Origin of the sequence: Hoeflea phototrophica DFL-43, from assembly GCF_000154705.2 — a bacterium.
In the GTDB taxonomy this organism is placed as follows: domain Bacteria; phylum Pseudomonadota; class Alphaproteobacteria; order Rhizobiales; family Rhizobiaceae; genus Hoeflea; species Hoeflea phototrophica.
In genome coordinates this window covers 539,069-551,027 of the sequence record NZ_CM002917.1, presented here as the reverse complement: position 1 = coordinate 551,027, position 11,959 = coordinate 539,069, and the positions used below count along the sequence as shown (strand labels likewise).

Below are 11,959 nucleotides of genomic sequence, written 5' to 3'. Positions count from 1 at the left end.
TAGTTTAGAACGAATCCAAACAGGAAACGGTCGATGAAACTGACGAGCCAAACCAATTACGCTGTGCGCATGCTGATGTTTTGTCACTCGAAGGGCGACCGGGCGAAGGTCAAGGAGATCGCAGCCTTTTACGGATTGCCTGAGCGGTTCCTGTTCAACATCCTGCAGCGGCTGACAGCAGTGGGCCTTATGGAAACCACACGCGGGCGCGGGGGCGGCATCCGTCTGGCGCGGCCTGCCGAACAAATCATGCTCGGAGATGTGGTGCGCCTGGTTGAGGAAAACTTTGAAATGGCAGAGTGTTTCGAGGCTGGCGGAACCGACTGCCCACTGATCAACACCTGTGGACTGAACAAGGCGCTCAGCGAGGCGCTGCGCTCATTCTTTGATTCGCTCAACCGCTATTCGATCGCCGACCTTACCGGCAGCGAGTTCAACATCGATGTGTTGATGCGGCTCAATCTGGCGATGAAAGACCCGGTTCAGGGCAAGGCCAATTGAGAATCTGACGCTCCTTGCTCAGCGCTGCGGATAGGAAATGATCGAAAGAAAGCGAGCCGGCAATGTCACCAGCCGCTCGGGTCCGTGCGGCGCATCGGCATCGAAAAACAGGCTGTCCCCGGCCTGCATGGTGAAAAGTTGTTCGCCGTGCCGGTACACGATCTCACCCTCGAGCATATAGAGAAACTCCATGCCCTCGTGCTGGAAGGTGGGAAAGACATCGGAATCCGTCGTCAGGGTGATCAGATAGGGCTCAACCGTGACGCTGCTGGTGTTGTTGTCGATATGGCCGAGCAGGCTGTACTGGTGCCCGGCGCGCGTGCCACGCCGCTCCGCATTGATGCCCTCTCCCGCTTTCACAAATGTTGCGTTGCGCGGCTCTTCAAAGCCTTTGAAAAAGGCAGTGACCGGAACGCCGAGCGCACGCGACAGGGATTGCAGTGTTGTCAGCGATGGCGAGATGTTTCCATTCTCGATCTTGGAGAGCATGCCGATGGAGACACCGGTTGCTGCAGACAGGTCGGTAACGGTGATTCCAAGCTTCTTGCGATAAGCACGGACCTCGTGGCCGATGGCGCGCTCGAGATTATTCTCGCGCGGCTCGCGCACGGCATGCGGATCCTGCGACAGGATCTGCGGAAAGTCATCGCCGGGACTGGTCTTGATCATGATTGCACATCGCTCCTTCAAGACTTCTTCCTTACAGGAAAAATGTCAGGATTGAGAGGAAATTGCTCTTCGCGTCGCGTTTGGCGTCGACCCGAAGGCCTGGCGGAAACACCGGGTGAAATGTCCGGCGCTGGAAAACCCGGTGGCATAGGCAACTTCCGAGATCGACAAGGGGCTTTGCTCGAGCAAACGCCTTGCATGCCCAAGACGGATGTCGCGATAGGTCTGAAGAAATCCGGTTTTCATATGCTGTGCAAAGAGCCGGTCGAGATGGCGCACGCTGATGCCTGCGAGCCGCGCCATGGATTGCCGGTCCATCGGTTTTTCGATCGTCGCCTCCATTTTCTCAAGCATCGTCAGCAGAGCGGGATGATGTGTGCCGAAACGCTCAGCCGCCGAACCACGTTGCGGGGCTTCCGGTTCGGAAATGAGCGCGTGCAGATACCAGTCGCTGACCCGGCGGGCAAAATGGGTGCCCATCCGCTCGGCAATCAGCGTGTGCATCATGTCAAGCGGCGCCACACCTCCGGCGCAGGTGATCCGGTCCCCATCGATCACATGACGGGCCTGGCGCGGCACCAGATGCACAAAGGCTTCGCGCAACGCCGGCGCATGTTCCCAATGGATGGTGAAATCGCGATTGTCGAGCAGGCCGGCGGCAGCAAGGATATAGGCCCCGCTTGAAATGCCGCCGATGCGCACGCCCTGGCGCGCGAGTCGCCTGAGCGCGCCGTGCACCCTTTGAGGCATGACCCAATCCCGGGGCGAACCGCCTGCGCAGACAAACAGGATGTTGCAACCGCCGCCCAGTGCCGCCAGATCGCCGCACTCCACTGACACTCCGGAGGAACTGGTGACGGCATTGGCATCAATGGACAGCGGCACGATCTCATAGAGATCCGCGCCGGCGATCAGATTGGCAGCCCGCAGCGGTTCGGTCGCCGACGCGTAGGACATCAGCGCAAAATTGGGCGCAAGCAGGAACCCGATCCTGTGGACATTCCTTGTATCGGAAACACTCATGTCCCTTTTTTACCTCTAAATGTCTTTAATGTGCAATCCGTTGGTCATTTGCGGGCGTAAGCTGTTAATCTTGTTCAAAGGTATGACCGATGCGCTATTCCGCCCTTTCCATCCTGATGAATGCCCTACGCGGCAACAAGACCTGGACGCCGGCCTGGCGTGCGCCGGACCCCAAGCCGCATTACGATGTCATCATTGTCGGTGGCGGCGGGCATGGGCTGGCGGCGGCCTACTACCTGGCCAAGGAGTTCGGCATCACCAATGTGGCGGTGCTCGAGAAGGGTTACATCGGCTCCGGCAATGTCGGCCGCAACACCACCATCATCCGGTCGAACTACCTGCTGCCAGGCAACAATCCGTTTTACGAATTCTCGATGAAGCTCTGGGAAGGGCTGGAGCAGGACTTCAATTTCAACGCCATGGTTTCCCAGCGCGGCGTCCTCAATCTCTATCACTCCGATGCTCAGCGGGACGCCTATATCAGGCGCGGCAACGCCATGCGGCTTCACGGGGTGGATGCCGATCTTCTGGGTCGCGAAGCAGTCCAGGCCATGGTGCCATTTCTCGATTTTGACAATGCGCGGTTTCCGATCATGGGCGGGCTGCTGCAGAAGCGTGGCGGCACCGTGCGGCATGACGGTGTCGCATGGGGCTATGCACGTGGCGCGGACAGCCGCGGTGTCGACATCATCCAGAACTGCGAAGTCACAGGCATCCGGCAGGAGAATGGCCAGGTCGCCGGTGTCGAGACCACGCGCGGTTTCATCGGCTGCTCGAAACTGGGCTTGGCCGCGGCCGGCAATTCCTCGCGTGTCGCGGAGATGGCGGGGATGACCTTGCCGATGGAAAGCCACGTGCTTCAGGCCTTCGTGTCGGAGGGCTTGAAACCCTTTATAGATGGGGTCGTTACATTCGGTGCCGGGCACTTCTATGTCTCGCAGTCCGACAAGGGTGGACTGGTGTTTGGCGGCGATATCGACGGCTACAATTCCTATGCCCAGCGCGGCAATCTGGCGACAGTCGAGCATGTGGTCGAAGCCGGCAAGGCGATGATCCCTGCCCTGTCGCGGGTGCGGGTTTTGCGCGCCTGGGGCGGGATCATGGACATGAGCATGGATGGCTCGCCGATTATCGACCGAACCCATCTCGATAACCTCTATCTCAATGCCGGCTGGTGCTATGGCGGATTCAAGGCGACGCCCGCTTCAGGATATTGCTTCGCGCATCTTCTTGCCCGTGACGCACCGCATCCGACCGCAGCGGCCTTCCGGATGGATCGTTTCGCGCGCGGCTTTATGATCGACGAAAAGGGCCAGGGCGCCCAGCCGAACCTGCATTGACCATGCGGATCAAGGACCACTGATATGGCAAGCCTCCTTTCCTGTCCCCATTGCGGCACCCGCCCCAAGGAAGAGTTCACCATCAAGGGTGCGGCTCTCACCCGTCCCGCATCCGACGCGCCTGCCGAGGCCTGGTTCGCCCATGTCTATCTGAGGGAGAACCCCCGCGGCAACTATGAGGAATACTGGCACCATACATCGGGCTGCCGGCGCTGGCTGGTGGTGACAAGAGACACCGCAACCCATGAAGTGGACGGCGTGCGCGATGCCGCGGCTTCACCCAACCGGGAGGGCGCAGCATGACCTCCTACCGTCTCCCCAAAGGCGGCCTGATCGACCGGTCCAAGCCTCTCAACTTTACATTTGACGGCGCGCGCATGGAAGGCCTTGCAGGGGACAGCCTCGCCTCCGCCCTGCTGGCCAACGGGCGGCAACTGATTGGCCGCAGCTTCAAATATCACCGCCCGCGCGGCATTCTGACGGCAGGAGCGGCGGAACCCAATGCGCTGATGACCATCGGCAGCGGCGGCCGCACCGAACCCAATACCCGCGCCACCATGCAGGAGCTATACGAGGGCCTAGAGGCCAGAAGCCAGAACCGATGGCCGTCGCTCGATTTTGATCTTGGCGCGGTCAACGGTCTGCTGTCGCCGTTTCTGGGTGCCGGGTTCTACTACAAGACCTTCATGTGGCCGGCGCCGCTGTGGGAAAAGCTCTATGAACCGCTGATCCGCAGCGCCGCGGGCCTGGGCAAAGCGTCCTATGATGCCGATCCGGATTCCTATGAGAAATGCTGGGCGCATTGCGATCTGCTGGTGATCGGCTCCGGCCCGGCCGGTCTGGCCGCTGCTCTGACTGCAGGGCGTGCCGGGGCGCGGGTGGTCTTGATCGAGGAGCACGCTGTTGCGGGCGGTTCACTGTTGTCGGAAACTGCCACGATCAGCGGGCAGGCCGCCCCGGATTTTGCCGCGGCGGCTGTTGCCGAACTGCGCTCACTCTCCAATGTCACGACCCTCACCAGAACCACCGCCTTTGGCTGGTATGACGGGAATGTCTTCGGCGCGGTGGAGCGGGTGCAGAAGCATGTCAGCGCGCCACTTGCACATCTGCCCGTCGAACGGCTGTGGCGGATCATTGCCAAGCAGGCCCTGCTTGCAACCGGTGCGGAAGAACGCCCGCTGGTGTTTGGCGGCAATGACATTCCCGGCGTGATGATGGCCAGCGCCATGCGCAGCTATCTCAATCGCTATGGCGTTGCGCCGGGCAAATCGGTGGCGATCTTCACCACCAATGACAGCGGCTATGCACTTGCCCATGACCTGATAGCTGCAGGCGTACATCTCGAAGCCATTATCGACAGCCGGCCAGATGTGAACCACTCCATCGATCTCGGTGCGACGCGGGTTCTCACCGGTGCTGTGGTCACAGACGCGCATGGCGGCAAGAAGCTCTCATCGATCCGTGTTGCCAAGGACGGACGAACCGAGACATTGCAGGTCGACGCACTTGCCATGGCCGGCGGCTTCAGTCCCATCATCCATCTCGCCTGCCATCGCGGCGCCAGACCGGTCTGGTCCGACGAAAAATCGTGCTTCCTCGCTCCCGAAGGGTTGAAAGGTCTGACGCTTGCGGGATCAGTCAATGCGACAGACGGCATTCAGGCATCACTGGCGGAAGGCGTCACGAAATCCGCAGCGATGGTCGAGAGCCTTGGCTTCAAGCCGAACCCTCAGGAGTTTGGTCCAGTCGAAGGGGATATGGCCTGCCCGCCGTCCCGGCCGCTCTGGTCTATTCCCGGCATCAAGGGCAAGGCCTTTGTCGACTACCAGAACGATGTGCACACGAAAGACCTGCGGCTTGCGGTGCAGGAAGGTTATGGCGATGTGGAACTGGCCAAGCGCTACACTACCAACGGCATGGCCACGGACCAGGGCAAGCTGTCGAATGTGAACGCAATCGGGCTTCTGGCCGAGGTGCGCGGAACCACACCAGACGCAATCGGCACGACCACCTTCCGGCCGTTTTACACGCCGGTTTCGTTCGGGGCGCTGACAGGCACCGCGCATGGCAAGCACTTCCGGCCTGTTCGCAAATCTCCGTTGCATGATTGGGCCGCCAGGAACGGCGCTACCTTCGTCGAGACCGGGCTGTGGTACCGCTCGGCATGGTTTCCCCGTGAAGGCGAAACCACCTGGCGCGAGAGCGTTGACCGGGAAGTGCTGAACGTGCGGAAGAACGCCGGGCTGTGCGATGTGTCGATGCTCGGCAAGATCGAGATCATGGGCGCGGATGCGGCAGAGTTTCTCAACCGGGTCTATGCAAACGGGTTTCTCAAGCTGCCGGTGGGCAAGGCGCGGTACGGGCTGATGTTGCGCGAGGACGGTCACATCTTTGATGACGGCACAACCAGCCGTCTTGGAGACCAGCACTTTTTCATGACCACGACAACGGCCTATGCGGCCGAGGTGATGACCCATCTGGAGTTCTGCTCCCAGGCGATCTGGCCGGATCTCGATGTGCGGTTGGCTTCCGTCAGCGATCAGTGGGCCCAGATGGCGATCGCCGGCCCCAAGGCGCGTATCATTCTGCAGCAACTGGTGGATGAGGACATCTCCAACGAGACATTTCCGTTTCTGGCTGCGCGGACGGTATCCCTGTGTGGCGGGCAATTGCATGGACGATTGTTTCGCATCTCCTTTTCAGGCGAGCTCGCCTTCGAACTTGCGGTCCCGGCAGGTTATGGCGAGAGCATCGCCGACACACTGATGGAGGCCGGACGGGAGTATGGCATCCAGCCCTATGGCATCGAGGCGCTGAGTGTGCTGCGTATCGAGAAAGGCCATGTCACCCACAACGAGATCAACGGCACGGTGGTGCCTGCCGATCTCGGCTTTGGGAAGATGGTTTCGTCGATCAAGGCGGATTTCATCGGCAAGCATATGGTCGGCCGTGAGGGCCTTGTTGCACCAGACCGGGCGCAGCTGGTGGGTGTGGCCCCGCTCGACCCCAAAGCAAGCTTCCGCACCGGCTCGCACATTCTCGAGAAGGATGCCGCAGCGGCACTGGAGAATGATCAGGGCTATGTGAGCTCGTCCGCCTATTCACCACATGTGGGCTCGACCATCGGGTTGGCCCTGGTCAAGAGCGGGGCGAACCGTCACGGCGAGGAGATTGTGATCTGGGACGGCCTTCGCGACGCGTTCACGCCCGGTCGTCTGTGCAATCCGGTCTTTGTCGACCCAGCCAATGAGAAGCTTCATGTCTGACCAAGCCACGGGCAAGCCAGTCATCACCCACCGTCCGGTTTTGGCAGCCAGGAAACCGGTCATCGGAACCGGGGTGAGCATTGAAGCAATACCTGAGGGGCATGTGATCCACGTGCTCGCAGGGAAGGGCGCGGAAAACCTTGCGCCGTTTCTGGCCGAACACGCGCCGGAGCAGGCATTGTTCGCGGTGCGTGCCGTCTCACCCGGGCAATGGTTCATTGTCGGTAAAAAACCGCTCTCCAATTCCGAGAGCACAGCACTCATCTCCACGCTTGAGCCGAAAGCCGATTGCGTTGATCAAAGCCATGGCCGGGTGCGCATCCGTGTCAGCGGTTCGAAGGTTGAGCAGATGCTTGCGAAGGGCACGGCGGTTGATCTTGCGCCCACCGCCTTTCCATTGGGGCATGCCACCACAACGCTTATCGGCCACGTCGCGGCCCACATTACCCGGACTGATGCCGAGAGTTTTGAGATCATTGTCCTTCGTGGTTTTGCGGAAAGCCTCTGGGACGACTTCGAGACGATGGGCCGCGAATTCATCTGACCTGAGAGGCGGCTTGAAGAGCGCAATGAATTACTGTACGATTTTGCCTAATAAGAATATTTTTTTCTCTAAAGTTGATTTCCGGCAGACCGCATGATAGCGAAGTCTGAAAGTGAAATTGGAGACGCCTTGGATGTGCGGAATTGTTGGATTGTTTCTGAAAGACCCGGCGCTTGAGCCGCAACTGGGTCAGTTGCTGTCGGACATGTTGATCACAATGACCGACCGTGGACCTGATTCCGCCGGGATCGCCATCTATGGCGCAGCTGATAACGGCAAAGCCAAGGTGACGGTTCAGTCAGCAGATCCCGACACGGATTTTGAAGATCTGGAGGCTGCACTCAAGGCGGCGGATCTCGACGCCAAGGTCACCGTCAAGAGCACCCATGCGGTGGTCGAAGTGGCTGCGGCCGATGCAGCCCGCGTGCGGCCAGTGCTGGCTTCATTGCGCCCCGATGTGCGCATCATGGGATCCGGTGATTGCGTCGAGATCTACAAGGAAACCGGTCTGCCGAAGGATGTCGTTGCCTGCTTTGACGTGCGCTCGATGCGCGGCACGCACGGCATCGGTCACACGCGGATGGCAACCGAGAGTGCGGTCACAACACTTGGTGCTCACCCTTTCTCGACGGGTTCGGACCAATGCCTTGTCCACAATGGCTCGCTGTCAAACCACAACAATCTTCGCCGCGAACTTGCGCGCGAAGGGATCGCCTTCGAGACCCAGAACGATTCCGAAGTCGCTGCAGCCTATCTGACCGCGGAAATGGCCAAGGGCAAGGATCTCGGCGAAGCGCTGACTGGCGCGCTTGATGATCTCGATGGCTTCTTCACCTTCGTGGTCGGAACCAAGTCGGGCTTCGGCGTTGTGCGCGATCCGATCGCCTGCAAACCTGCGGTTATGGCTGAAACGGACCAGTATGTTGCCTTCGGCTCCGAATACCGGGCGCTGGTCAACCTTCCCGGGATCGAGACCGCCCGGGTCTGGGAGCCGGAACCGGCCACCGTCTATTTCTGGGACCACAAAAATGCAGCTTGATATCTCTCACCCCAGCCGATCGGGAGCGCTCTGATCCATGCCCGTTTTCGATTTGTCACAGACGCCCCTGCGTGATCTCAACTCGGCACTTCACGGGCTTGCTTCCGGCGCGAATGATGTCGATTTCGAAGTCATCAACCCGCGCGGTCATCACGCCGTTGCTGTCGGTGTCGACAGCCCAATCAATATCACAGTGCGCGGATCAGTGGGCTACTACTGCGCCGGCATGAATGATGGTGGCACGATCACGGTGCATGGCTCCGCAGGCCCCGGCGTTGGCGAGAACATGATGTCTGGCACGGTTGTCATTGAGGGGGATGCCTCCCAATATGCCGGCGCCACCGGCCATGGCGGACTTCTGGTCATCAAGGGCAATGCGGCATCACGCTGTGGCATCTCGATGAAGGGGATCGACATCGTGGTGTATGGCAATATCGGTCACATGTCGGCCTTCATGGGGCAGTCCGGTCATATGGTGGTGCTCGGCGATGCGGGCGAAGCCTTGGGCGACAGCCTTTACGAGGCAAAGCTGTTCGTGCGCGGCAGCGTGAAGAGCCTTGGCGCCGACTGCATCGAAAAGCAGATGCGGCCCGAGCATCTTCAAAAACTGGCCGAGCTGCTGGAAAAAGCCGGTGTGGAAAATGTGAAGCCGGAAGAATTCAAGCGCTACGGGTCGGCCCGAAAGCTCTACACTTTCGATATCGACAACGCTGACGCCTACTGAGCCGAGGGACCAAAATGAGCTACAACATTCCCCCCACCCCTCCGCGCAAGTCGGCGACCTTCGACGACGCAACGATGGCCGAGATTAGGCGCGCCGCAGCCACCGGCATTTACGATATCCGTGGCGGCGGCACCAAGCGCAAGGTCCCGCATCTTGATGACCTCTTGTTCCTTGGGGCCTCGATTTCACGCTACCCGCTCGAAGGTTACCGCGAGACCTGTGACACCTCCGTGGTGCTCGGCACCCGCCATGCCAAGAAACCGATACATCTGAAAATCCCGATTACCATTGCCGGCATGAGCTTTGGGGCGCTGTCCGGCAATGCCAAGGAAGCGCTCGGCCGGGGTGCCACGATTGCCGGCACCTCGACGACCACTGGCGATGGCGGCATGACCAATGAAGAGCGCGGTCACAGCGAGTTGCTGGTCTATCAGTACCTGCCATCGCGCTACGGGATGAACTTGAAGGATCTGCGCCGCGCCGATGCCATCGAGATCGTCGTCGGCCAGGGCGCAAAGCCTGGCGGCGGCGGTATGTTGCTGGGACAGAAGATTTCCGACCGCGTGGCCGAGATGCGCAATCTGCCCAAGGGCATCGATCAGCGTTCGGCCTGCCGTCACCCCGACTGGACCGGCCCGGACGATCTGGAAATCAAGATCCTGGAACTGCGCGAAATCACCAACTGGGAAAAGCCGATCTACGTCAAGATTGGCGGCTCCCGGCCCTATTATGACACCGCGCTGGCGGTAAAATCCGGTGCGGATGTCATCGTACTTGATGGTATGCAGGGCGGCACTGCAGCGACGCAGGATGTGTTTATCGAGCATGTCGGCATGCCCACGCTCGCCTGCATCCGCCCCGCGGTTCAGGCTCTTCAGGAACTCGGCATGCACCGCAAGGTGCAGCTTGTTATCTCAGGTGGTATCCGGTCCGGCGCAGACGTTGCGAAAGCTCTGGCACTGGGTGCAGACGCTGTGTCGATCGGCACGGCGGCAATGGTGGCGCTTGGCGACAATGATCCGAAATGGGAAGCCGAGTATCAGGCACTGGGCAGCACCGCCGGAGCCTATGATGACTGGCATGAAGGCAAGGACCCGGCCGGCATAACCACGCAGGACCCGGAGCTTGCCGCACGGCTCGATCCGGTTGCCGCCGGTCGCCGTCTGGCGAATTACCTCAAGGTGATGACGCTGGAGGCCCAGACCATCGCGCGGGCCTGCGGCAAGAGCCATCTGCACAATCTGGAGCCGGAAGACCTGGTGGCGCTGACAATGGAAGCCGCCGCAATGGCGCAAGTGCCGCTTGCCGGAACCAACTGGTATCCCGGCAAGGCAGGGTTTTAAGCATCGAGTACAAGGCGATGCATTGGAGGATGTGGTCGGCTTTTTGACAATGTGAACGAAGCAAAACAAAGGGGAATGACGTGACACTGGACCTCGCTGCATTCGCGGCCGAAAAGGGCGTGAAATACTTCATGATCAGCTTCACAGACCTGTTTGGCGGACAACGCGCCAAGCTGGTTCCGGCACAGGCGATTGCCGAGATGCAGGAAGAAGGCGCGGGTTTTGCGGGTTTTGCAACCTGGCTCGACCTCACACCCGCGCATCCGGATCTGTTTGCCATTCCCGACGCGTCATCGGTCATTCAGCTCCCCTGGAAGAAAGATGTCGCCTGGGTCGCTGCCGATTGCGTGATGGAAGACAAGCCGGTCGAGCAGGCGCCACGCGTCATCCTCAAGAAGCTGATCGCGGAAGCCGCCGAGGCCGGACTTCGCGTCAAGACCGGTGTCGAGCCGGAATTCTTCCTGATTTCGCCTGACGGTTCGGAGATTTCGGATTCCTTCGATACCGCCGAAAAACCCTGCTACGACCAGCAGGCGGTTATGCGGCGCTATGATGTGATCGCGGAAATCTGCGACTACATGCTGGAAATGGGCTGGAAGCCCTATCAGAACGACCACGAAGACGCGAACGGCCAGTTCGAGATGAACTGGGAGTATGACGACGCGCTCCGGACCGCCGACAAGCATTCCTTTTTCAAGTTCATGGTCAAATCCGTTGCCGAGAAGCACGGGTTGCGCGCCACCTTCATGCCCAAGCCGTTCAAGGGTCTGACGGGCAATGGCTGCCATGCGCATATCTCTGTCTGGGACATGGACGGCAAGGTCAACGCCTTTGCCGATGATGCGCTGCCGTTCGGGCTGTCCGAGCAGGGCCGGACCTTCCTCGGCGGGATCATGAAGCATGCCAGCGCGCTCGCGGCGGTGACCAATCCCACCGTCAACTCCTACAAGCGTATCAATGCGCCCCGAACCCTGTCTGGTGCGACCTGGGCACCAAACACCGTGACCTGGACCGGCAACAACCGCACCCATATGGTGCGCGTGCCGGGTCCGGGCCGCTTCGAGCTCCGCCTGCCCGATGGCGCGGTCAATCCCTACCTGCTGCAGTCCGTGATCATTGCTGCCGGGCTCTCTGGTCTGCGCTCGAAGGCCGATCCCGGTCGTCACTACGACATCGATATGTACCGCGAGGGTCATACGGTCACGGACGCGCCGAAACTGCCGCTCAACCTTCTCGATGCCTTGCGCGAATTCGAAAGCGACAGCGGGCTGCAAGTGGCGCTTGGAACCGAGTTTTCAAAGGCCTATGTGAAACTCAAGACGGACGAATGGAACAGCTACTGCTCCCAGTTCTCGGCGTGGGAGCATCAAACCACACTTGACGTCTGATGCATGTCGCAATCAGACAGGTCCACTGAAACAAAACAGGACATGCATTGTTCCCGGAGCTCACAGCGCCGCTGATATCCGAATGGATTCATGGTGCTGGGGCTTCTGGTTTGCCTCGGACC

The 11,959-nt window shown here is 60.1% G+C and carries 11 protein-coding genes; 9 read left to right on the top strand and 2 right to left on the bottom strand.

Annotated features, from left to right (window positions below; translation table 11 throughout):
• Positions 1-33 precede the first annotated feature (33 nt).
• A complete protein-coding gene (locus HPDFL43_RS02615; protein WP_007200008.1) occupies positions 34-501 on the top strand; it encodes an Rrf2 family transcriptional regulator in 468 nt (155 codons plus the stop codon).
• 18 nt (positions 502-519) lie between these two features.
• Here the strand turns inward: HPDFL43_RS02615 and HPDFL43_RS02610 are convergent, their stop codons facing one another.
• Positions 520-1,170 (bottom strand): helix-turn-helix domain-containing protein, encoded by a 651-nt coding sequence (locus HPDFL43_RS02610; protein WP_007200007.1) that lies wholly within the window; start codon positions 1,168-1,170, stop codon positions 520-522.
• Between the two features lie 45 nt (positions 1,171-1,215).
• Positions 1,216-2,193 (bottom strand): GlxA family transcriptional regulator, encoded by a 978-nt coding sequence (locus tag HPDFL43_RS02605; protein WP_007200006.1) that lies wholly within the window; start codon positions 2,191-2,193, stop codon positions 1,216-1,218.
• Positions 2,194-2,282: 89 nt separating this feature from the next.
• Here HPDFL43_RS02605 and HPDFL43_RS02600 point away from each other — a divergent pair, with 89 nt between their 5' ends.
• The 8 genes from HPDFL43_RS02600 (at position 2,283) to glnT (ending at position 11,837) form a co-directional block, all read left to right on the top strand.
• Positions 2,283-3,533 (top strand): sarcosine oxidase subunit beta family protein, encoded by a 1,251-nt coding sequence (locus HPDFL43_RS02600; protein WP_007200005.1) that lies wholly within the window; start codon positions 2,283-2,285, stop codon positions 3,531-3,533.
• A gap of 24 nt (positions 3,534-3,557) precedes the next feature.
• Positions 3,558-3,836: a sarcosine oxidase subunit delta gene (locus HPDFL43_RS02595; RefSeq protein ID WP_007200004.1), complete on the top strand. Its 279-nt coding sequence runs from the start codon at positions 3,558-3,560 to the stop codon at positions 3,834-3,836.
• Positions 3,833-6,799, top strand: a complete 2,967-nt coding sequence (locus tag HPDFL43_RS02590; protein ID WP_007200003.1) for a sarcosine oxidase subunit alpha family protein — start codon at positions 3,833-3,835, stop codon at positions 6,797-6,799. Before HPDFL43_RS02595 ends, HPDFL43_RS02590 begins: the two co-directional genes overlap by 4 nt.
• A complete protein-coding gene (locus HPDFL43_RS02585) occupies positions 6,792-7,343 on the top strand; it encodes a sarcosine oxidase subunit gamma family protein (protein ID WP_007200002.1) in 552 nt (183 codons plus the stop codon). The genes HPDFL43_RS02590 and HPDFL43_RS02585 overlap by 8 nt, the downstream gene beginning before the upstream one ends.
• Positions 7,344-7,476: 133 nt before the next feature.
• On the top strand, positions 7,477-8,382 hold the full coding sequence (locus tag HPDFL43_RS02580) for a class II glutamine amidotransferase (RefSeq protein WP_007200001.1): 906 nt from the start codon (positions 7,477-7,479) through the stop codon (positions 8,380-8,382).
• A gap of 37 nt (positions 8,383-8,419) precedes the next feature.
• Positions 8,420-9,106, top strand: a complete 687-nt coding sequence (locus HPDFL43_RS02575; protein ID WP_007200000.1) for a GltB/FmdC/FwdC-like GXGXG domain-containing protein — start codon at positions 8,420-8,422, stop codon at positions 9,104-9,106.
• A gap of 14 nt (positions 9,107-9,120) precedes the next feature.
• A complete protein-coding gene (locus tag HPDFL43_RS02570) occupies positions 9,121-10,449 on the top strand; it encodes an FMN-binding glutamate synthase family protein (protein ID WP_007199999.1) in 1,329 nt (442 codons plus the stop codon).
• 80 nt (positions 10,450-10,529) lie between these two features.
• On the top strand, positions 10,530-11,837 hold the full coding sequence (glnT, locus tag HPDFL43_RS02565) for a type III glutamate--ammonia ligase (RefSeq protein WP_007199998.1): 1,308 nt from the start codon (positions 10,530-10,532) through the stop codon (positions 11,835-11,837).
• Positions 11,838-11,959: the final 122 nt, after the last annotated feature.